16 protein-coding genes are annotated in these 21568 nt (G+C 55.0%); 9 read left to right on the forward strand and 7 right to left on the reverse strand.

What is annotated here, in order from left to right:
• Nucleotides 1–145: 145 nt before the first annotated feature.
• Entirely contained in the window at nucleotides 146–1177 is a 1032-nt protein-coding gene (locus tag OK412_RS05560) for an AI-2E family transporter (protein ID WP_052271293.1), read from the forward strand.
• Here the strand turns inward: OK412_RS05560 and OK412_RS05565 are convergent.
• Nucleotides 1166–3895, reverse strand: coding sequence for a cation-transporting P-type ATPase (locus tag OK412_RS05565; RefSeq protein ID WP_010246792.1), 2730 nt, complete (start codon nucleotides 3893–3895; stop codon nucleotides 1166–1168). The two genes, OK412_RS05560 and OK412_RS05565, sit on opposite strands and share 12 nt — an antisense overlap.
• Nucleotides 3896–4409: 514 nt before the next feature.
• Between OK412_RS05565 and OK412_RS05570 the strand changes: the two genes are divergently transcribed.
• The 3 genes from OK412_RS05570 to OK412_RS05580 are packed head-to-tail and all read left to right on the forward strand — an operon-like array spanning nucleotide 4410 to nucleotide 9518.
• On the forward strand, nucleotides 4410–5498 hold the full coding sequence (locus tag OK412_RS05570; protein WP_033768724.1) for an efflux RND transporter periplasmic adaptor subunit: 1089 nt from the start codon (nucleotides 4410–4412) through the stop codon (nucleotides 5496–5498).
• Nucleotides 5498–8560, forward strand: a complete 3063-nt coding sequence (locus OK412_RS05575) for an efflux RND transporter permease subunit (protein WP_264352824.1) — start codon at nucleotides 5498–5500, stop codon at nucleotides 8558–8560. Before OK412_RS05570 ends, OK412_RS05575 begins: the two co-directional genes overlap by 1 nt.
• Nucleotides 8553–9518, forward strand: a complete 966-nt coding sequence (locus tag OK412_RS05580; RefSeq protein ID WP_163800106.1) for an acyltransferase family protein — start codon at nucleotides 8553–8555, stop codon at nucleotides 9516–9518. Before OK412_RS05575 ends, OK412_RS05580 begins: the two co-directional genes overlap by 8 nt.
• On the opposite strand, the gene OK412_RS05585 is transcribed toward OK412_RS05580, so the two are convergent.
• The 4 genes from OK412_RS05585 to OK412_RS05600 form a co-directional block, all read right to left on the reverse strand.
• Nucleotides 9504–10196 (reverse strand): DJ-1/PfpI family protein, encoded by a 693-nt coding sequence (locus OK412_RS05585; protein WP_122459931.1) that lies wholly within the window; start codon nucleotides 10194–10196, stop codon nucleotides 9504–9506. The genes OK412_RS05580 and OK412_RS05585 overlap by 15 nt on opposite strands.
• 56 nt (nucleotides 10197–10252) lie before the next feature.
• Nucleotides 10253–11155, reverse strand: a complete 903-nt coding sequence (locus tag OK412_RS05590) for an alpha/beta hydrolase (protein WP_245115096.1) — start codon at nucleotides 11153–11155, stop codon at nucleotides 10253–10255.
• A gap of 107 nt (nucleotides 11156–11262) precedes the next feature.
• Nucleotides 11263–11586, reverse strand: coding sequence for an AzlD domain-containing protein (locus OK412_RS05595; protein ID WP_010246806.1), 324 nt, complete (start codon nucleotides 11584–11586; stop codon nucleotides 11263–11265).
• Nucleotides 11583–12251, reverse strand: coding sequence for an AzlC family ABC transporter permease (locus tag OK412_RS05600; protein ID WP_245115094.1), 669 nt, complete (start codon nucleotides 12249–12251; stop codon nucleotides 11583–11585). Before OK412_RS05600 ends, OK412_RS05595 begins: the two co-directional genes overlap by 4 nt.
• A 111-nt stretch (nucleotides 12252–12362) precedes the next feature.
• On the opposite strand from OK412_RS05600, the gene OK412_RS05605 reads away from it, so the two are divergent.
• On the forward strand, nucleotides 12363–12911 hold the full coding sequence (locus OK412_RS05605; protein WP_010246810.1) for a helix-turn-helix domain-containing protein: 549 nt from the start codon (nucleotides 12363–12365) through the stop codon (nucleotides 12909–12911).
• Here OK412_RS05605 and OK412_RS05610 read toward each other — a convergent pair whose 3' ends face one another.
• Nucleotides 12912–13250, reverse strand: coding sequence for an ASCH domain-containing protein (locus tag OK412_RS05610; protein WP_111534292.1), 339 nt, complete (start codon nucleotides 13248–13250; stop codon nucleotides 12912–12914).
• Between the two features lie 119 nt (nucleotides 13251–13369).
• Here OK412_RS05610 and zigA point away from each other — a divergent pair, with 119 nt between their 5' ends.
• A complete protein-coding gene (gene zigA / locus OK412_RS05615) occupies nucleotides 13370–14599 on the forward strand; it encodes a zinc metallochaperone GTPase ZigA (RefSeq protein WP_010246814.1) in 1230 nt (409 codons plus the stop codon).
• Between the two features lie 92 nt (nucleotides 14600–14691).
• Nucleotides 14692–15870, forward strand: coding sequence for an NAD(P)/FAD-dependent oxidoreductase (locus OK412_RS05620; RefSeq protein WP_264352825.1), 1179 nt, complete (start codon nucleotides 14692–14694; stop codon nucleotides 15868–15870).
• Between the two features lie 3 nt (nucleotides 15871–15873).
• Here OK412_RS05620 and OK412_RS05625 read toward each other — a convergent pair whose 3' ends face one another.
• A complete protein-coding gene (locus tag OK412_RS05625) occupies nucleotides 15874–17244 on the reverse strand; it encodes an aldehyde dehydrogenase family protein (protein ID WP_158132397.1) in 1371 nt (456 codons plus the stop codon).
• A 459-nt stretch (nucleotides 17245–17703) separates the two neighbouring features.
• On the opposite strand from OK412_RS05625, the gene OK412_RS05630 reads away from it, so the two are divergent.
• Together OK412_RS05630 and OK412_RS05635 are read left to right on the forward strand one after the other, a co-directional pair.
• Nucleotides 17704–18633 carry a replication initiation protein gene (locus OK412_RS05630; RefSeq protein ID WP_264352826.1) on the forward strand — a complete coding sequence of 310 codons (930 nt, stop codon included), beginning with the start codon at nucleotides 17704–17706 and terminating at the stop codon, nucleotides 18631–18633.
• A gap of 1728 nt (nucleotides 18634–20361) precedes the next feature.
• On the forward strand, nucleotides 20362–21561 hold the full coding sequence (locus OK412_RS05635) for an AAA family ATPase (protein WP_010246822.1): 1200 nt from the start codon (nucleotides 20362–20364) through the stop codon (nucleotides 21559–21561).
• The last annotated feature ends 7 nt before the right edge of the window (nucleotides 21562–21568 follow it).

Genomic DNA, 21568 nt, shown 5'->3' on the forward strand with positions numbered 1-21568 from the left:
ATTCGTGCGTTGAACAAGGGCCGGAAGCCACCAATGATCGTCTCTTAAGCCCTGCGAGAAGCCTTTCCCCCTCTGACCTGACGCAAAGCACTGAAGCTTAAGCCTCATCTATACTGCAGCTTATCTTTGCTGAAGGAGCCCAATCATGGGACTGAGCTGGTTCACCCTCTGGCCGCCACTGGCACGCGTGCTGTTTATCCTCGCCTGTCTGACCATTATTCTGACCGGCCTTTATCTGGCAGCACCGCTGATCAATCAGGTTCTGCTGGCAATGTTACTGGCCATCATGCTTGATCCCCTGATTACCCGGCTGGAAAACAAACGCATACCGCGCATCGTCTCGTCACTGCTGGTGATTATGCTGATGCTGTTGATCATGGTGGTCACTATCCTCAAGTTAACCGTGCTGACGCCCGATTTAATGCAGCTCAGCCGCCAGGCGCCCGTGCTGCTGGCGGCCCGGCTTGAACAGCTGACGCTGGCCTTTGCACGGCTTGATATCGGTATGACGCCCGACCAGTTGCTGACCTTTGTGGATGCAGGGGCAATAGTGCGCATCGTCACTGCATTTCTGACGCAAATCCCTGGCGTCATCTCATGGTGGATCATGGTGTTCCTGATGCTGCTGTTTATGCTCTATGAGATGCCGCTGCTGAAAGCTGCAATGCAACAGCGGGTAAAGGGAAAACATCAGGCCTTTTATCTGGCGCTGCAGGAGGGAATTCAGAGCGTGATAGTGTATGCCAGAGTGAAAACGCTGACCAGTATTCTGGGCGGGTTAATCGTGGGCGTCGGTGCGCATCTGATCGGGCTGAAGTTTGCCTTTTTCTGGGGCGTGCTGATGTTCATCTTTAATTACGTGCCGGTGCTTGGCTCCTTTCTGGCCGCGATTCCGCCGGTGATCCAGAGTTACATCATGTTTGATTTACAGATCGCGCTGGCGGTAGCAGGTTTCTTTGTGGTGCTGAACCTCTGCCTGAGTTCGGTGATCGAACCATTGCTGATTGGGAAGCGACTCAATCTGGCGCTGACCACGCAGTTGCTGGCGTTTCTGTTCTGGCAGGCGTTACTGGGGATTACGGGCGGGATACTGGCTATTCCACTGACCTATCTGATTAAAAAGGTCCTGCTGGCGAGCTATCCGCAGCAGGACCCGGAGACAGAATTAACTCAGTGATGGCGTCTTCACCCGCCATGCGCGGGTGAGGCGTTTTTCAATCTCAACTATGATGAAGATCGCGATACTGACAATCAGCGAAATCAGCCAGTAGTTGATCGGCAGTGGACGGGTACCAAACAGCGTGTTCATTAATGGCACATAAATAATGATCGCCTGAAGGACAATCAGTACCAGCGTCACCAGCCAGATACCGCGATTTTTCAGCAGACCGCGATCCAGTGAGAAGCCATCAGAGTTACGGCAGTTAAGCATGTAGGCCCACTGCGCAGTCACCAGCATCTGCAGCAGCACGGTACGGATAAACTCGGCACTGTAGCCACGCGGTTGCAGCCAGGCTTCCAGCACAAAGGCACTGATTGAAATCAGCAGACCGACAAACACCACGCGCCAGATAGCGTAAGCGTCCATCACGTGCGCTTTAACATTGCGCGGTGGCCGGCGCATCGCATTGGCTTCAGCAGGCTCGAACGCCAGACCAAACGACAGCGTGGCGGATGTTGCCATGTTCATCCACAGAATCTGTACCGGGGTTAACGGCAGCAGATTGCCCATCAGAATCGCGATAATAATCAGCAGACCCTGTGCCAGGTTGGTGGGCATAATAAACAGGATGGTTTTCTTGAGGTTGTCGTAAACCCGACGTCCCTCTTTGACTGCCGCAGCGATGGTGGCAAAGTTATCGTCGGCCAGAATCATATCGGCCGCCTCTTTTGTCACCTCGGTGCCTTTGATACCCATCGCAATACCGACGTTGGCCTGTTTCAGCGCCGGAGCATCATTGACGCCGTCGCCGGTCATGCCGACGATCTCGCCGCTCGCTTCCAGCGCTTTCACCAGACGCAGTTTGTGTTCCGGGCTGGTGCGGGCAAAAATGTCATAGGTTTTTGCCGCGTCCGCCAGTTCGGCGTCACTCATGTGTTCAAGCTGGTAGCCAGTGATAGCAGCCTGGCTGTTGCCGATTCCCAGCATCTGACCAATCGCCATCGCGGTTTCCTGATGGTCGCCGGTGATCATTTTGACGCGAATGCCCGCTTTCTGGCACTCGTCAATGGCGGCAATCGCCTCGGGACGTGGGGGATCCATCATGCAGGCCAGACCCAGCAGCACCATGTCACTTTTCAGATCGGCATGATCCAGCGCGGTAACGGGTGCAGAGGTTCTCTTCCAGGCGGCGGCAACGGTGCGCAGCCCTTCGCTGGCGTAGGTGGTGATGGCGGCATCCCAGTACGCACGGTCTATCGGCTCTGCACCCTCCGGCGTTTGCTGCTGCTGACACAGCGTCAGCAGCACGTCTGGCGCACCGGTCAGCAGCACATAAGATTCGCCGTTGGCAACACAGCTGACCGACATATATTTATAGAGGGAATCGAACGGCAGCTTGCTCACCACCTCAACCGGCTGAGGTGTCGTCTGACCCTTCGCCGCCAGCACCTTCAGCGCGCCTTCAGTCGGGCCGCCAACAATCGTCCAGTGACCCTGACTTTCCTGACGCAGCTGGCTTTCATTACAGGTGTCTACCGCATGCAGGAACTGCTGAAACAGCGGATCCTGTGCCGCAGAGAGTCCACTTGCGTCGCCCTGCTCAGCAACAATCTCCCCTTTGGGTTCATAGCTGTTTCCGCTGACGCGCCAGCGGCTCTTCGCCAGCACCACCGCTTTCACCGTCATCTCATTCATGGTGAGCGTGCCGGTTTTATCGGAGCAGATCACCGACATCGCGCCCAGTGTTTCAACAGTCGGCAGCTTACGGATAATCGCCTGGGTGCGTGCCATCGACTGCACGCCCAGCGACAGGATGATAGAGATAATGGCAGGCAGACCTTCCGGAACCGCAGCAACCGCCAGGCTGATGACGGACAGCGACAACTCGCCCAGTGGAATGTCACGCAGCAGATAGCCGAAGATAAACAGGGCGACCATCATCAGCAGGATGATGAAAAAGATCGCTTTACCGAGTTTGTCGATCTGCACCAGCAGCGGGGTTTTAACCTCTTTTATGCCGCTGATCATTTCGTTGATATGGCCCAGCTCAGTATCACCGCCGCTGGCGATCACCACGCCAGCGGCGGTGCCGGAACTGACGGTAGTGCCTGAAAAAGCCAGGTTCAGACGGTCGCCCAGCGATTTTTCACCGCTCAGCGTATCGGTGTTCTTCGACACCACCGTCGACTCCCCGGTGAGAATCGCCTCTTCAACCCGCAGATTATTGACCTCAAACAGTCGCAGATCAGCCGGGATTTTATCGCCGGGGCGTAACATCACCACATCACCGACTACAATATCGCGCGTCGCGACCGTGACCTGTTTGCCATCCCGCACCAGCATCGCTTCACTGGCAAGCATGTTCTGAATACTTTTCAGTGACTTCTCGGCATTATTCTCCTGAATAAAGCCGATCAGGGCGTTAATGACGGCCACGCCGATAATGACAAAGGTATCGACCCAGTGACCCATTATCGCGGTGATCACCGCCGCGGCCAGCAGAATATAGATCAGCACATCTTTAAAATGCGCGATGAATTTGAGCAGAGCCGATTTCTCAGCTTTTTGCGGAAGGGCATTGGGACCGTGTTTCTGCAGGCGTTCCTGCGCAGTGGCGGTGGATAATCCTGCTGATGAGCTCTGCAGTTCGGAGAATATCTCTGCCACACTACGCTGATACCAGGGGCGCTCAGATAAAGCTAACGCTTTATCCTGCTTATCATTATTTAGCATATATAAACCTCGTACCATTTAGCGATGAAATAAAGGCGCAATTAAAAGACATGCATTTTGCAGGCAGCCCCTCCTGCAGGTAATGACCGATATCATATTTACGTAAGAAACGTCTGACGAATAACATAAAATGGCTAAATTAAATCTAACCTATATTATGAGAATGACAACGTTGTTTTTGTTTAGCTAAGGTTTAAGTATGCTGATGCAGTGTGCATCGGTTTATACTCTGGCTCGCAAAAGGAAACTCTGATGAAAAAACAGAGCATTATCATGCTTTGCGGTTTCGTTATTCTCGCGGTCGCCGCAACGACTCTGGTGGGCTTACTGACCTGGCTGGTGGTCTCTCAGATGGCGGCGTAAGCCGATTCAGGCGAAGCGGCCCTGCCGCTTCGTTAAACTTATATGACGAAGATTAAAAATAAGTTTATCCCGGTCGCGATAAGCATCAGGGTTTATTACGCCTTAATGCTTATCAAACCGCAGTTTAAAAGCTGATGTTAAGGCGAAGAAAATGATTAAACGCAAGGTTATCCTCATTTTGCTCTGTTGTTTTTTTATGACAGCGTGCGATGAAAAAAAAGAACCGGATGCTCCCCCGCCCCGCGTAATTAAAGTTTTCACCCTTGAGTCGGACATCGCTCAAAATATCCGGGTATTTCCTGCGCGTATTCAGGCGGGTGATAATACCGATCTTGCGTTTAAACGGGCAGGCCAGCTGGTACAGCTTGATATTCGTGACGGAACGCCCGTGAAAGCGGGACAGCTTCTCGCTACTCTGAATGATGCAGATGCGAAACTACGGGTACGCGACCGCCAGACTGCACTGCAACTGGCGGAGCGACAATTTCAGCGCTTCAATACGCTGGCCCAGCGCAGCGCCGTTTCAAAGTCTGAAATGGATGTGCAGCGTGCTAATCGCGATGCCGCCGCGACTGCGCTGAAAATCGCACAGGAGGAGTTACAGTTTCTTAGCCTTCGCGCGCCGTTTGATGGCGTGATTGCAAGGGTACAGGCGCGTAATCATCAAGTCGTGGCCGCCGGACAGCCCATTGCGCTGCTGACCCGTGCCGATCTGCTCGACGTCATCTTTACGCTGCCCGAAACCCTCTTCACCAGCCTCGATATCCAGAATATTGACTATCAGCCTGAGGTGCAGTTTAACGCCCTGCCAGGCCGCTTTTTCACCGCACAATATAAAGAGCATACCAGCCAGACGGATGCCGCCACGCTGACCTATCAGGTGGTGCTGACCATGCCGCGTCCGGCTGATCTCCCTGGCGTTGCCGGCCTCAGCGGCTCGGTTCGCGTCAGGCTGCATAACCTGCCAAATGCCCCTGCCCAGCCGCGTCTGGTCGTGCCTGCGGCGGCGGTGTTCAATCCCGATCGCAGCCCCACCAATCAACCGCACGTCTGGCTGGTTGAGCAGGATGGTGAGGCGCTGCGCATCAAAGATCGACCTGTCGAAGTGGGCCGTCTCACCGCCCAGGGCATAGAAATCATCAGCGGGCTGAAGCCGGGCGACCGTATCGTTGCCGCCGGTGTGGGTGAGTTGCGTGACGGTGAAGCGGTGCGCATCTGGCAGCGCGAGCGGGGTTTATAATGCGTATTCAGGAGCATTTTCTTGATAAACCCATTCGCATCTGGATGGTCATTCTGCTGCTGGGCGTGGGCGGCATCTATGCGCTGCTCAACATTGGCCGCCTCGAAGATCCGCTGTTTACCATTAAGTCGGCGGTAATTGTCACCCACTATCCCGGCGCGTCCGCACAGCAGGTTGAAGAGGAGGTAACGCTGCCGCTGGAGAATGCGCTGCAGCGCCTGCCGTCGCTGGACAATGTCACGTCCATTTCTGGCAATGGCCTGTCGCAGATTACCGTTAATATTCATACCCGCTATCTGGCCGATCAGCTGCCGCAAATCTGGGATGAGTTACGTCGTCGGGTCGGCGATGCGGCCCGGCAGTTCCCGCCTGGCGTTCAGGCCCCGCTGGTTAACGATGATTTCGGCGATGTTTACGGCTACTTCTTCGTCATTCATGGTAACGACTTTACCAACAGCGAACTGCGCAACTACGCCGATCAGCTGCGGCGCGATCTGGTGCTGGTGCCGGGTGTGGCTAAAGTTGCAGTAGCGGGCATCGAGCAGGAGGAGATCCGCATCGCTCTCTCCGCCAGCAAAATGACCGCCTATGGTATGACGCCGCAGCGCGTCGCCGATCTGCTGAGCCGGAATAACAGCGTTGCCAGTGCCGGAACGCTGCGGGTCGACAGCGAATCGATCCGTTTTCATCCCACCGGCGAACTGCAGACGCTGGACGATCTGGCTAATCTGCCGATTCTGCCCGCTGGCAACCCACAGAACGTGCATCTGCGCGATATCGCCACCCTGACGCGTGGCGTTACCGACAATCCCGCCAATATCTACTTTGCAGACGGTGAAGCGGCTCTGGCTATCGGCATTTCGTTCGCGCCCGGCGTCAATGTGATTGATGTTGGCGACGCGCTTTCCGCCCGAATGGCGCACTACCAGCAGGATACGCCCGCCGGTATCAGTCTGAAGGTGTTCTATAACCAGGCCCATGAGGTGAAACAGTCGGTTGATGGCTTTATCCTCAACTTCCTGATGGCGCTGGCGATTGTGGTGGGAACGCTGCTGCTGTTTATGGGCCTGCGCAGCGGCATGGTGATTGCCGCCTCGCTGGCGCTTAACGTGCTTGGCACACTCCTGATCATGTACCTGTTTAAACTTGAGCTGCAGCGGGTGTCGCTGGGCGCGCTGATTATTTCGCTCATCATGCTGGTGGACAATGCCATTGTGGTGGTCGAAGGGGTCAAAATCGATCACCAGCGCGGTCACCCTTTACAGCAGGCCATTGCCCGTATGGTACGGCGCACTGCCCTGCCGCTGCTGGGTGCCACGGTGATTGCGATTCTCGCCTTTGCGCCGATTGGCCTGTCGCAGGATTCGACCGGCGAATATTGTAAATCGCTGTTCCAGGTGCTGCTGATTTCACTGATGCTGAGCTGGGTCACGGCGCTGACCTTAACGCCGGTATTTATCAACTGGAGTGAGAAGCGCCGCAGCACGGCTCAGCCTGAGCAAACTGAACCCTCCACGCCTTATCAGGGCATCGTATTCCGGCTCTATCGTCAGGCGCTGGGCGGCCTGCTGCGTTTCCGCCTGACCACGCTGACGGTAATGGTGGCACTGCTGGCTCTGTCGCTGTATGGCTTTACCATGGTGAAGCAGAACTTTTTCCCTTCCTCCAGCACGCCAGTCTTTTTCACCGATCTCTGGCTGCCCTATGGCACCGATATTCATTACACCGCGAATACGGCGGCGGATATTGCCCGGTTCATTAATCAGGATCCTGAGGTCGCAGCCACGGTCACGACGGTGGGCCAGGGCGCTCTGCGCTTTACCCTGACCTATGACGCGGCACGGCAGTACAGCAACTTCGCCCAGATTATGGTGCGGGTTAAGGATGGCCGACAGCTAGATGCGCTGGCGCTGAAAACCGAGGCGTATATTGAGCAGAACTTCCCGCAGGTGAATCAGCGCATCAAACGTATCCAGTTTGGCAGCGCCAGTGACAGCGCCATTGCCCTGCGGGTGATCGGCCCCGATCCCGAAGTGCTGCGCCACATCGGCAGCCAGCTGGATGCCATCTTCCTGGCGGATGGCTCAACGTTCCCGGTGCGCAATGACTGGCAGGAGCGCAGCAAAGTGATCCGCCCGGTCTATTCGGCGCTGCGTGGTCAGGAACTGGGTATCGATAAACGTGACATCGATCAGGCGCTGAGAATGAATTTCAGCGGTGACGCGGTGGGCATTTTCCGTGACGGTTCGCGGCTGATGCCGGTGATGCTCTATCCGGCTGATGAAGAGCGGCAGAGTGTCGATCACATCGAGAATATTCAGCTGTGGAGCGCCGCCCTGCAGCACTTTTTGCCCCTGAGCAATGTGATTTCTGACTTCCGGCTGGAGTGGGAGAATCCGCTGATTATGCGCCGCGATCGTACCCGCGTGCTGACGGTGCAGACCGATCCCGATCCCGCTTCAGGGTTAACCTCCGCACAGGTGGTGGCGCGGGTTCAGCCACAGATCGACCAGCTAAAACTCCCGGCGGGCTACCGGCTTGAATGGGGAGGTGAGCTGGAGAGTTCACGTGAAGCGCAGAGCGGGCTGCTGAGTTCGCTGCCGGTGGGATTCCTGGCGATGTTCATCATTACCGTGCTGATGTTTAACTCGCTGCGCGACGCCGTCGCTATCTGTATCACCGTGCCGCTGGCGCTGATTGGCGTCACCTGTGGCTTTTTGTTCACCGGTATTCCGTTTGGCTTTATGGCGCTGATTGGGCTGCTGAGCCTGTCGGGCATGCTGATCCGTAACGGGATCGTGCTGATTGAGGAGATCAGGCTGTTCCGGCAGGAGAAATCGCTGCAGCTGGCGATTATTGATGCGGCGACCTCACGTCTGCGTCCTATTCTGCTGACCGCCTTCACCACGGTGCTGGGCCTGCTGCCGCTGCTGCGCGACGTCTTTTTCCAGAGCATGGCGGTGGTCATTATTTTTGGCCTCGGGTTCGCGACAGTATTGACCCTGCTGGTGCTGCCGGTCATCTATCGTTGCTTCCATGGTCGGGAGGCGCACGGTGAATAAGAGCGGACTGGCAATGCTGAAGACGCTGGCCTGTATCACCGCCGTCTCGTTTTTCACGCTTTACCAGAGCTACGACAGCTACCATTACGACATCAATCTGACGCTGAACGTGCTGAGTTTTGTTTCGACGATCGCCACGCCGCTCTATTTTCTGCTCAGCGGTTATATCGACGCCGGTGAGCTGCATACGCCCGCGTGGCAGCTCGGCAAAATTCGCCGCATTCTGCTGATTTTTATCTTCTGGTTCAGCTTTTTCTGGTTTGCCGGGATGCATCATAAGGGCTATCTCATTCAGCCGTGGTTTGTAATTGCGCTGATTGTGATTTACGTGTCGCATTCGCTGATTGACCGACTCATTCAGCGGCCTGGGCTGATGGCATCGGGGATTTTACTGCTGCTGGTGTTAGCTTTTGCCTATGACCTGCTCGCCAGTCTCTACCCGGGCCAGCGGGCCTTTTCGCTGCTGCCGCAATACCGAATCTGGACCTGGGTGCTCTACTACCTCACAGGTCGGCTGATGGCCGCGCCGCGCGTGATGCAGTTGCTGACATCACCCAGAGTGATAAAGATCAGCCTGCTGCTGCTGCCCGCGGTTTATCTCTTTACCTGGCTGTATGAGCGTCATTACTTTCTTGCGCGCTTTCTGGCGACCCATAACGATGTGGTGCTGACGGGCTCGCAGGTTTATCTGCTGGTGGTGCTGATTGTGATCAGCATTAACGCCATTCGCCTGCCGGAAAAAGTCCAGTGGCTGACGCCGTTTCTGACGACCCTTGGGAAGACCATGACCGGCGTCTATATCCTGCACTATCTGATTTTTGGCCTGCTGGCGGCGGCAATCCGCATCCAGACGCTGGGCGATAAACTGCTGGTCATCGCCCTGACGTTAATCTTCTCAATGGCGCTGTCACTGCTGCTGTTGCGCATCCCCGGCGTCAGTAAGCTAATCAGCCTGTAGTCGCAGGGCGGCTCGTTCGGTTGCCGCACGGCGAGTGGCAAGAAACTCAGCCATTTTAGCCCGTGCCTGCTCCACTTCCTGTGGCGGTGCGGTATGCGGTGAACCGCTGGTAAACGGCGGTTCGGGATCATATTCCATCTGCAGCTGAACCGCTTTCGCCACCGCGTCACCCGCAATTTCGGCCACCAGCGTCAGGGCAAAATCGATGCCAGAGGTCACGCCTGCGCCGCTGATACGATTGCGGTCGCGCACCACCCGTTGACTAACCGGCTCCGCGCCCAGTAGGGCCAGCTGATCGATGGAGCTCCAGTGCGAGGTAGCACGATATCCCTTCAGCAATCCGGCGGCCCCCAGCACCAGCGAACCGGTACAGACCGACGTAACCCACTTCGCCTGTTCGGCCTGCTGGCGAAGGAAATTCAGCGTGACGTCATCCGACATCAGGGCGATCTGTCCCGGCCCGCCAGGCACACAGATCACATCCAGTGGCGGGCAATCTGCAAACGTAGTAGTCGGCAATATCGACAGGCCGCGATCGGAACGCACCGGCTGGCGATCTTTCCAGATGAGATGGCATTCGACACCAGGCGTGCGCGCAAATACCTCCCACGGGCCGGTTAAGTCGAGCTGAGTGACATCAGGGAACAGCAAAAGACCAATCTGTAGCGGACGATTCATGCGTGAACTCCGGGCAGGTGATGAAACGCCATCATGCCGCGATGCCCGGTCAGATATCAATCCCGGCTACCGGAAACTATTTCCAGCGTATCCACCAGCGATGAGGGTAATATCTGGCCGTGACTCTGACCGGGATAACGCGTCAGAATCAGTCTGGCACCGCTCGGGCACAGGATGTCGGTAAGCGCACGCTCTTCCTGCTGAAGATCGTCAGAGTGGCCGGTTCGGCGTTCGGTGATGCCATCGCCCTCCATCAGATAGAGCGACAAATGTTTAAGCGGTCCGGCGTCAGCGCGTCGGGCCAGGGTAAGAATGCGCTGATGATTCCAGCTCAGCGAGGGAGCAGCCGAAAAGTAATGGCTGAACCAGGCGGCATGAAAGAAGGTATCCAGCACGAACAGTCCGCCGTAGGAGTGCCCCCAGAGCGCACGCCGCTGCGGATTACTGGGCGCAAGATGTTCTGCCCACGGGACAATTGTGTTCAGCAGCAGCTGACGAAACTGATGGCTGCCTCCGCCTTTGCGGCCATGAGGCTGAGTGACCAGAGTATCAGGCGCATCATTGGGTGGGGTGTAGTCGTAATTACGCGCCACCACATCAAAGGGCAAATGGGTGTCGTAACCCACCGCGACCAGCACTGGCGGCGTGCCGCTGCTCAGCTTTTTAAGCAGAGGTTCTGTCAAATGTGCCATCGCCGCATTGCCATCCAGTAGCCAGAGCACCGGATAGCCGCCTGGCGGCGCATCGCTTTTGGGGATAGCAAGCCACACCCGATAGTGCCGTTCCCCATCCTGTGAGACAAACTTTTTACTCTGGAAGCGATACCAGGCGGAACCTGTGTCGGCGATGTTCTTGCCCAGCGGACGCATATCGGGTCGGGCAATGGCCGGAACGGCGGTTAAACCGGCTGTCATCACGGTCAGCAGCATCAGGAGGAAACAGGTACGGATAGTGTTCATTCAGCAATCCCTGCAAGGTTATCGGGCTAATCACGCCTGAGAGAGTGCCATCCTGACAAATTTTCACCGCGATAACATCCCCGCTTTTGCCGGGGTTAATGACATCCTCAGGGCACGCCGAGAAAACGCAACAGCGCCGTCATCGCCGCCGCCCCCAGAATAATCATAATCAGCGGCGCACGACGCCACGCCAGCAACAGGGCAAAGCCCACGCCCGCCACCCGTGCCACACCGGCAAAATGCTGGCCTTCAAACAGCGTGGTGGTGGCCGCTACCGCCAGCAGCAATATCGTGGCGGCGTCGGAGAGCATCTGCTGGGTGCGCTCGCTTATCGGAAGACGGTTTCCCAGCCTGACGCCTGCAAACCGCATCAGATAGGTTCCGGCAGCCAGCAGGGCAATCCCGGCGATAATCATTCCCTGATGTGTCATTTGCGCGATCTCCATGTCAGCAGGCCCAGCAGTGAAAACAGCACCGGCATGCCCGCCGGAACCAGTGGCGTCGCCAGCAAGGAGAGCAGCGCGCCGACGGTCGCGGGGATCCGGGTGCGTCGCTGGCGCAGCGCCGGGAAGATCAGAGCAATCAGGATCGCCGGAAACACCGCATCCAGTCCGATCACCGAGACATCAGGAATAAACTGCCCGATTGCTGCCCCGATCATGACGCTGACCGGCCATATCAAGCCGATACCGATACCGCACAGCCAGTAAGCACCGCGGCGCTGCGCCAGTTGCGGCTGAGAGATCCCAAACACCACACTTTCATCGTTCATGATGTGACAGCCCAGCCAGCCTGACGGACCCTGCCCCACCAGATCCTTGACCGCGATGCCAAACGGCAAATGACGTGCGTTTACCAGCAGGCCCGCTGCGGCGGCGGTAAATGGACTGCCGCCACCGGCCACAATGCCGATAAACAGGAACTCCGACGCCCCCGCCAGCACCAGCGTTGAGAGCGCCAGCGGCACCCAGAGCGGAAACCCGTCGGCCGACGCCAGCGAGCCATAGGATAAACCAACAATTCCATCAGCCAGGCAGACCAGAAAAATCGCTTTGATCACCCCTTTGTCCAGCAACTGCATTTGCGGAAAAAGCATCACTCTGTCTCATAATGAACATATAATCCGATATAATGAACACTGCGAAAACGTTTTACAAGATGAACGTTATGTTCGATATAAAAAACATTCAGGTTATCAGGAGTGCGTTTGAATACCCCTATCAGCATTATTGCCAATGCCTTAGTACGTGAACGTCAGCGAGCCGGTCTTTCACTGGCTGAAGTGGCGCGCCGCGCAGGGATCGCCAAATCTACGCTGTCACAGCTGGAAGCGGGTAATGGCAATCCGGGCATTGAAACCCTGTGGTCGCTTTGCGTAACGCTGAACATTCCATTTTCACGTCTGCTGGAGCCGGATGCGCGTCGTCTGCAGGTGATTCGGCGTGGAGAGGGCCTGACGGTTACCGCCGATCTGGCCGATTATCAGGCCGTTTTGCTGGCCTCCTGCCCGCCCGGCGTTCGGCGTGATATCTATCTGCTGGAAGTTCAGCCCGGCAGCGAACGCATTTCCCAGCCCCATATCCCCAATACCATTGAGCATATTATTATCGCTAAAGGGCGTGCGCTGGTGGGCCCGGTCGACAGTGCGGTGGAGCTGGATGTGGGTGATTACATTACCTATCCGGGCGATGAGCTGCATATCTTTCGGGCGCTGGAAGCCGATACGATGGCGCTGCTGGTGATTGAGCACAGCTGATCACTGTTTAGTGAGCTTCTGCAGGGTTTCTGCGGGCGTGAGGTGAGTGATTAGCTGCACCTCACTGCTCAGCCTGATCTCCGGATAGTGCTCGCGCATCCCTTCCAGCAGCACCTCATCAGGCCATTCCTCCTGTTTCCCCAGCGTCGCGGCGACTTCGCTTAAGCGCAGCGTGTCGACCTGCTTCACCCACACGATTACCGCGTCCGTTTCATCGTGCTGATTCACCAGTCTCAGCGGACCCATGGTGATATCTCCCTCCTGCCAGCGAATCGTCGAGGTTTTCTCTCCGGACCTGACGGCTGGCATCAGACGCGGGACAAGCGTGAGTTGTTGCATTTCCACTCCCTTTTAAACGCTCATTGGTACCCACAACAAAAACACAAATCAGGATTGAAAACAAACTCACTAATGTTATGTTATAACGTATCTATAATCCCGTTCTTACAGGTAACATCATGACACTCTCTGCTCTGACATCCGACGATCCTCGTCTGCCGGTTGCCGTTCTCTCCGGCTTTCTCGGTGCCGGTAAAACTACCCTGCTTAATCATATTCTGAACAACCGCGAAGGACGGCGGATCGCGGTGATCGTCAATGATATGTCTGAAATTAATATTGACGCTGCGCTGGTGCGCGATGGCGGCGCGCAGCTCTCCCGCACCGATGAAAAGCTGGTCGAAATGAGTAACGGCTGCATCTGCTGCACGTTGCGTGAAGATCTGCTGCTGGAGGTAAAACGTCTGGCTCAGGCCGGGCGTTTCGATCACCTGGTGATTGAGTCTACCGGCATTTCTGAACCGCTGCCGGTTGCCGAAACCTTTACGTTTGAAGATGAAGCGGGTGAAAGTCTGTCAGCCTATGCCCGGCTGGACAGTATGATCACCGTAGTCGATGGCTTCAACTTCCTGCGCGATTATCGTTCAGCCGATGATCTGCAGTCACGTGGCGAATCGCTGGGCGCGCAGGATGAGCGCTCAGTGGTTGATCTGCTGGTGGATCAGATTGAGTTTTGTGATTTGCTGGTGCTGAACAAAACGGACCTGCTCAGCCCGGCGCAGCTGCACCAGTTGAAGGGCATGCTGCAGGCGCTTAACCCGCACGCGCTTATTGTGAACAGTGAGTTTGGGCAGGTTCCGCTGGACTGCCTGCTGAATACCGGCCGGTTTGATTTTGACCGGGCAGCGCAGGCACCCGGCTGGCTGCAGACCCTGCGCGGTGAGCATCAGCCGGAATCGGAGGAGTATGGCATTCGTAACTTTGTCTATCGCGCCCGTCGTCCGTTCCATCCGCAGCGTTTCTGGCATGCAGTAAACCACCAGCTTGACGGCGTTATCCGCTCTAAAGGCTACTTCTGGCTGGCCAGTCGGCCGGAATATGCCGCGATGTGGTCGCAGGCGGGCGCGGTGGCACGTCAGGGTTATGCCGGGCGCTGGTGGGTCAGCGTGCCGCGAACTGAATGGCCACAGGATGCAGATTCGCTCAACTTTATCGCTGAACAGTGGCAGGAAGGTACCGGCGATGCGCGCCAGGAGCTGGTCTTTATCGGCATTGAGATGGACGAGAAGAGCGTCCGTGCCGCGCTGGATCATGCGCTGCTGACACCACAGGAGATGGCTGCGGGGCCTGAACAGTGGATCACCCTGGCCGATCCGGTGCCCGCATGGTTCGATGAAACCACCGCCTGACGCTGCGGTTGACGTACTTCTTTGACTTCGCAATAGTAAACGAACCGGCGGGTAGCAGTTTTCCACTAATCCCTGTTCAGGAGAGACCAGATATGCCACAACGTATTGCCGTAATCGGTGCAGGCGTGCTGGGTTTAGCCGTCGCGCAGTCATTGTCGCGACGGGGCGCACAGGTCACCGTCTTCGATAAAAACTATCCTGGCAGCGGAACCAGTCAAATCAGCTATGCCTGGGTCAATGCCAACGGCAAAGAACCCACCAGCTACCATGATCTTAATGCCCATGCGATAGACGAGCATAAGCGCTGGCAGGCCAGCCATCCTGCATCGCCCCGATGGCTGCTGGAAACCGGCACGCTGGAGTGGGCAGCCGATGAATCATCCCTGCGCCAGCTGGCGCAGCGCGCAGCAAAGCTTACGACGCTCGATTACCCCGTAGAGAAACGTAGCCGCGCCGCACTTCTGGGTGCAATGCCCGAGTTGCGGCTCGATCCCCGCGTTCAGCACGCCTGGTCTTTCCCGTCGGAGTGTCTGCTTTATCCGAGCCTGTTTATCGCCTCTCTGCTGGCAGAGCTGCGTACCAGTGGCGGGCAGCTGGTCTGCAACAATGAAGTGACGACGCTGACTGAATCGGCGCAGGATGTCCATCTTACGCTGGCCAGTGGGGATGAATGGCGCGGCGATCAGCTGGTGCTGGCGACCGGCCGCTGGGCACCGGAACTGATAAGCCAGTGCGGGCTTGAACTGGCGATGACCGATGCGAACCGCGCCGATCCTGTTGCCTGCAGTTTTCTGGCGCAGACGCAGCCTCTGCCGATCCCACTTAAATGCAATCTGATTACCCCGGAACTGAATGTGCGGCCGAATGGTGGCGGCCGCCTGATGCTGCAGGCGCTGGATCTGGATCAGCATGCCGATCCGGCGCGGCCGGTCTCGCCGGATGGACTGATTGGCAAAGAGATGCTGCGTCGATTGCGGCGGCTGTTTAGAAATACGGAAGGCGCGAGAATTGAGCGGATTGAAACAGGACAGCGGTCGCGTCCGGCAGATGGCTTGCCGGCATTAGGCTACATCAGCGAGTCGGCACGCGTTTATCTGATGGTCAGCCATAGCGGCATGACACTTGCCCCATTGCTGGGCAGGCTGGTGGCTGAGGAGATGCTGAGCGGCACAGCGTCACCAATGCTGAGTGCGTTTGCACCGCATCGGTTGCTGAGTCCGCTCAGTGCAGTCGCTAAAACAGCGCCCGCTTATCTTCCGTCGGCACAGTAAACACTAGCGACGATTCTTCCAGACGGTCTGCACGTTACAGAATTCGTGCACACCAAAGTGCGACAGCTCACGGCCGTAGCCGCTTTTCTTCACACCACCAATGGTAACGCGCGGATCGGACGCGCCGTTGCCATTAATAAACACAGCACCGACTTCCAGCTGCAGCGCCAGACGATCGGCAATCTCTTCATTACCGCTCCAGACGGTGGCGCTGAGGCCAAATTCGCTGTCGTTGGCGATCTCCAGCGCATGTTGTGGATCCCTTGCGACCGCAATAGCGGCTACCGGGCCAAACAGCTCCTGCCTGAACGCGGTCATGTCGCTGGTGACATCAGCGAGAATGGTCGGCGCGTAGTAGTTACCCTGCCCTGCCACTTTCTCGCCGCCCAGTACCAGACGTGCACCTTCACGCAGCGTGGCCTTTACCTGTCCATCCAGTTCGTCACGCAGATCGGCGCGTGCCATCGGGCCCAGGAAGGTATTTTCATCCAGCGGATCGCCCATGGTGAGTGCCTGGACCGCGGCAGTGAAGCGTTTTTCAAATTCTTCAGCGATCGGAGCTTCCACAATAAAGCGTTTGGCAGCCATACAAACCTGCCCGGTATTCTGGAAACGTCCAATAACGGCTGATTTAACCGCTTCATCAAGATCGGCATCCGCCAGCACGATAAAGGGATCGGATCCACCCAGCTCCAGCACGGTTTTCTTAAGTGCTGCGCCCGCCTGTGCAGCGATCGCGGCGCCAGCCCGGACACTTCCGGTAACGGCAACGGCGGCAATGCGGTCATCTTTGATGGCTACGGAGACACCGTCGTTGTCAACGTTGATCAGGTTAAAGCCACCAGCAGGCAGATCGGTTGCCCTGAACAGATCAGCCATCAGTGTGGCGCTTCCCATGACGTTAGGCGCGTGTTTAAGCAGATAGGTGTTGCCTGCCAGCAACATACTCACTGCGCCCCGCAGAACCTGCCACAAGGGGAAATTCCATGGCATCACAGCCAGGATCACCCCGATGGGACGGAATCGCTGCCACGCATCGGCAATCTGAGTGGGCTGATCGGCCAGCATTGCAGGGCCATGTTCCGCATACCAGTCGCATAAGTTAGCGCATTTCAGAACTTCAGCGCGTGCCTGTGCAATGGGTTTACCCATCTCCAGGGTGATCATGCGGGAAAGATCCTGCTCACGCAGACGGATCTGTTCGCCAAGCTGACGCAATACGCGAACGCGGTCCGTCATGGTGCTCTGTTTCCATGCAGCAAAAGCAGATGCGCTTTCAGTCAGTGTCTGTTCCAGCTCTGCACTATTCTGCAAAGGATAGCGTGCCAGAATTTCACCAGTTGTGGGGTTACGTGATAGGGCATGTTCAGTCATGGTGTCGTATTCCTCATTCTGTCAGTGATGGAGAGACGATACGCGCTGTAGTTGATGATGAAAAATGAATAATAGTGAGGAAGTTGTTTATCGATTGAGAATGAATGCGGCTATGACCGATTAGTCGGTCAGGCAGTGGGCAGATTGCGGGCCAGTTTTTGCTGGTGGTCAGCCCGTCTGAAAATGATGTCACGCCTTAAGTTTTCCACTTATACAGTGACCAGATCCTAATAAACGATCCTTAATAGATCATATAGAGATCCTAAGAGATCCCCGATCGTCGCAGGCCGCACCCCACAAGGGCTGAAAGGGTGATCGCGTTCACTATAATCAGTAAAGTGTTCACTGTAATCAGTACTTTATTCACTGTACCAGGTAGAATGTTCACTGTAAACAGTGCTAATGTTCACTGTAGTCAGAAAACGATCCCTTTCATCCACAGAATGAAGATCTTACGCCATGGCAGATAAAGACAACGAAAACAAAACGTTACTTGAACCTTTTCTGTCAGTGACAAAAAACAGCGGTGAAGTTATTCAGCTTCATCCCAACAAGAATAATACCGTTCAGCCTGTCGCTTTAATGCGTCTTGGGCTGTTCGTGCCGACGCTGAAATCTACTGCACGCGGTAAATCCGGTGCGATGGCATCAACGGATGCGACGAAAGAGCTGAAGAATCTGACGCTGGTGAAAGCGGAAGGCTACGAAAAGATTACCATTACCGGCGCGCGGCTGGATATGGATAACGATTTCAAAACCTGGGCGGGTATTATTCAATCGTTTTCCCGCTATCCGACCAAAGGCGATACTGTCACGCTGCCGTTTATCGACTTTGTTAAGATGTGTGGCATTCCCTCTGCCAACTCTTCAGCCGCCCTGCGCAAGCGTCTTGATGCCTCTCTGCGCCGTATCGCGACCAATACGCTCTCTTTTGAAGGTAACGGCAAGGCCTATCACACCCACCTTGTTCAGTCTGCTTATTACGATCGCGAAAAAGATATTGTGCGCATCCAGGCCGACCCCAAGCTGTTCGAACTCTATAACTTCGACCACAAGGTCCTGCTTCAGCTCCGTGCAATATCCCGTCTGAAGCGTAAAGAGTCTGCGCAGGCGCTTTACACTTTCCTGGAAAGCCTGCCAACCAATCCAGCGCCTATCTCGCTTGCACGCCTGCGTATGCGCCTGAACCTCGGCTCTAAGACCACCACGCAGAACCATGTCGTGCGGCGCGCGATGGAGCAGCTGAAAGAGATCGGTTATCTGGATTACTCAGAAGTGAAGCGTGGCCGCTCAGTCTTTTTTATTATCCACAGCCGTACGCCTAAGCTTGATGGCATCAGTAATCTGGAGAGCATCGATTCGCTGGATGAGATCGAGTTTGATGATTAACTCCTCATGTTCACTGTAATCAGTATTCCTGCGTGGCAGTGTCACTTTCTGCGTTACCGGTGACATTGCGCCATCCACTCTTCATTCACTGTAATCAGTACTCCCCAGGGATTCACTGTGATCAGTAACGTTCACTGTAATCAGTATACGGGCCGCCGGGCAAAAGTGTGTTCAGACCCTACCCCCCTTCAATGCGCCTGATAACAAGGGCTTATAAGTAAGTTAGTGCTTACTCTCATATTGGTTAGCACTCAATTATACTGTGTTTACTGATTACAGTGAATGCCCTGACTTCGGTTGGCTAAGCCTCTCTCTGCTGATTACAGTGAATCCTTTTTACTGACTACAGTGAATGCCTTTGCTCTGCCCTGTTCTCAAAGAGCATTACTGGCTGGCCAGCAAATCAGGGTTGGATGCGGTTTACCATGAGGGGTCTGCTCAGCGTGATTCACATGATACGTATGACCTGAATGACACACGTAACCATAGAGAGCAGCGTGACACTGTTACTGATTACAGTGAATGTTTGCTGATGGGCACTACCCTCGCCTCAGCATTGAATCTCTTTAACGGCTTTCCAGATCGCTACTGATTACAGTGAACGTTGTTACCAGATGCCCGGTCTGAGGCGAGTCATAACTGCCATGGCGGGATGCTAATCTTGTACTGATTACAGTGAACGTTCTGCTGATTACAGTGAATGTTTGCTGCGGTGTACCTGAAGGCATCGTGCATTCTACTGATTACAGTGAACGTTAAAGTGAACCTGCTGACGGCATTGCTTATGCATACGGGGCTGGTGCATGACTGGCTGAAGGGCGACAGAAGAAGCCGTTGCTCGCAAGGTCTGGTCACTTCATGACTCACGACTACGTCGGCACACTCTGATGCAGAACGGAATCGCCTCTGTCTACTTACTGCTAACCAGGAACTACTGACTACAGTGAATGTTTGCGCGGTTGTTCTTCTTCTCATCCCTCTTCCACTAGTAGTGTTACTGATTATAGTGAATGTTTACTGCTTTCTGGATTTACTGATTACAGTGAACGTTTATGGGCTTTACGCTTCTGTATCGCAGACCAGAGTCGGTTGTGACGTTGCCGGTGTATATTCCCTCTCCAGATTCCGATGCTTTTATCATCCGCTGAGGATTTTTCAACCCATCCTTACTGACTACAGTGAACGTTTACTCTGCCCTGCTCCCTCTTCTGGCTCCTGATCGGCAAGTTTACTGATTACAGTGAACGTTGCTCTTCACAGAGCTGAACACGTAAAACGCTACTGACTATAGTGAATGTTGAAGTGATGCAGTGGCAAAGATCAGCACAGCAACCTGCAGTCACTGCCTGAAATCCATTTATCAATGTATCCATCGCGCTTTCGCCTGCTCCATAACGTCACCGAAAGAGACACAAGCTTTACTGACTACAGTGAACGTTTGATCTCAAGGTTCGTCTTCTGTGTTTTCCCCTTTCCCGCTCAATGTACCCGGTTTGTCTGATGATTTTTTAAACCTGTTTGCTCACTACAGTGAATGTTCTGCTGATTACAGTGAATGCTTACCGCAATTAACCTGCAAAATATATTCGGCCAGACGAAATAATGTGATGAAGCTCACCAAAACCCGTGTGGTTACATAAAAACGGAGATTATGTTGAGAAGATAATTTATTGCCTCACGTGCAGGATTTCTGTATAAAGTCATAAATCCTACATGTTTGGAGCAACTATGGCTAATGATGACAAGCAGGTGATGAAGGTTGCGCAGCGTTCAGAACGCATGCTGCTAAGCCTCACCGAGCAAATTCAGGCGCAAAAGCAGGAACTGCATGAAAATACTTACTATCAGGTCTATGCCAAAGCGGCGCTGGCAAAGTTGCCCAAACTGACCCGAGCCAGTGTGGATTACGCAGTCAATGAGATGGAAGAAAGCGGTTATCAATTTGATAAACGTGCGGCCGGTTCTTCCGTTAAATATGCTATGTCGATTCAGAATATTATCGATATCTATCATCATCGTGGCGTGCCGAAGTATCGCGATCGCCATAGTGACGCTTACACCCTGTTTGTCGGTAATCTGAAGGGCGGTGTCTCCAAAACGGTTTCAACCGTCTCGCTGGCACATGCGTTGCGCGCACATCCCCATCTGCTTTTTGAAGATTTGCGCATCCTGGTTATCGACCTTGATCCGCAGTCCTCAGCAACCATGTTTCTGAACCACGAGCGCTCCGTCGGGCTGGTGGAAGCGACTGCGGCGCAGGCAATGCTGCAGAATGTCTCACGAGATGAGCTGGTCAACGAGTTTATCGTTCCGTCGATCATTCCGGGTGTGGATGTGCTGCCTGCATCGATTGATGACGCCTTTATCGCCTCAAGCTGGGATCAGCTTTGTGCTGAGCATCTTCCGCAACAGAACGTTCACGCCGTGTTGTATGACAACGTTATTGCCAAACTGAAAAAAGATTATGACTTTATCTTTATCGACAGCGGCCCGCATCTTGATGCCTTCCTGAAGAATGCGATTGCAGCGTCAGATCTTCTGATGACTCCGGTGCCACCGGCTCAGGTAGACTTTCACTCGACACTAAAATACCTGACACGTCTTCCGGAACTGATTGCGATTATCGAAGACTCCGGCGCGACCTGTCGGCTGCAGGGCAATATTGGCTTCATGTCGAAGCTCTCCAATAAAGCGGACCACAAACTCTGTCATAGCCTGGCGAAAGAGATTTTTGGTGGCGACATGCTTGATGCTGCCCTTCCCCGCCTTGATGGTTTCGAACGTTGTGGCGAATCCTTTGATACGGTTATCTCCGCCAATCCTTCGACCTACGTCGGCAGCAGCGAAGCGTTGAAGAATGCACGATCCGCCGCAGAAGATTTTGCTAAAGCCGTCTTCGACCGTATCGAATTTATTCGCCTGAACTGAGGTTTGT

The organism is Pantoea sp. JV6 (assembly GCF_025910055.1).
GTDB lineage: Bacteria > Pseudomonadota > Gammaproteobacteria > Enterobacterales > Enterobacteriaceae > Pantoea > Pantoea agglomerans.

Coding starts and splice junctions, on each gene's coding strand:
- OK412_RS05560 (WP_052271293.1), top strand. CDS start 146: ATGGGACTGAGCTGGTTCACCCTCTGGCCGCCACTGGCACGCGTGCTG.
- OK412_RS05565 (WP_010246792.1), bottom strand. CDS start 3,895: ATGCTAAATAATGATAAGCAGGATAAAGCGTTAGCTTTATCTGAGCGC.
- OK412_RS05570 (WP_033768724.1), top strand. CDS start 4,410: ATGATTAAACGCAAGGTTATCCTCATTTTGCTCTGTTGTTTTTTTATG.
- OK412_RS05575 (WP_264352824.1), top strand. CDS start 5,498: ATGCGTATTCAGGAGCATTTTCTTGATAAACCCATTCGCATCTGGATG.
- OK412_RS05585 (WP_122459931.1), bottom strand. CDS start 10,196: ATGAATCGTCCGCTACAGATTGGTCTTTTGCTGTTCCCTGATGTCACT.
- OK412_RS05590 (WP_245115096.1), bottom strand. CDS start 11,155: ATGAACACTATCCGTACCTGTTTCCTCCTGATGCTGCTGACCGTGATG.
- OK412_RS05595 (WP_010246806.1), bottom strand. CDS start 11,586: ATGACACATCAGGGAATGATTATCGCCGGGATTGCCCTGCTGGCTGCC.
- OK412_RS05600 (WP_245115094.1), bottom strand. CDS start 12,251: ATGCTTTTTCCGCAAATGCAGTTGCTGGACAAAGGGGTGATCAAAGCG.
- OK412_RS05610 (WP_111534292.1), bottom strand. CDS start 13,250: ATGCAACAACTCACGCTTGTCCCGCGTCTGATGCCAGCCGTCAGGTCC.
- zigA (WP_010246814.1), top strand. CDS start 13,370: ATGACACTCTCTGCTCTGACATCCGACGATCCTCGTCTGCCGGTTGCC.
- OK412_RS05620 (WP_264352825.1), top strand. CDS start 14,692: ATGCCACAACGTATTGCCGTAATCGGTGCAGGCGTGCTGGGTTTAGCC.
- OK412_RS05625 (WP_158132397.1), bottom strand. CDS start 17,244: ATGACTGAACATGCCCTATCACGTAACCCCACAACTGGTGAAATTCTG.
- OK412_RS05630 (WP_264352826.1), top strand. CDS start 17,704: ATGGCAGATAAAGACAACGAAAACAAAACGTTACTTGAACCTTTTCTG.
- OK412_RS05635 (WP_010246822.1), top strand. CDS start 20,362: ATGGCTAATGATGACAAGCAGGTGATGAAGGTTGCGCAGCGTTCAGAA.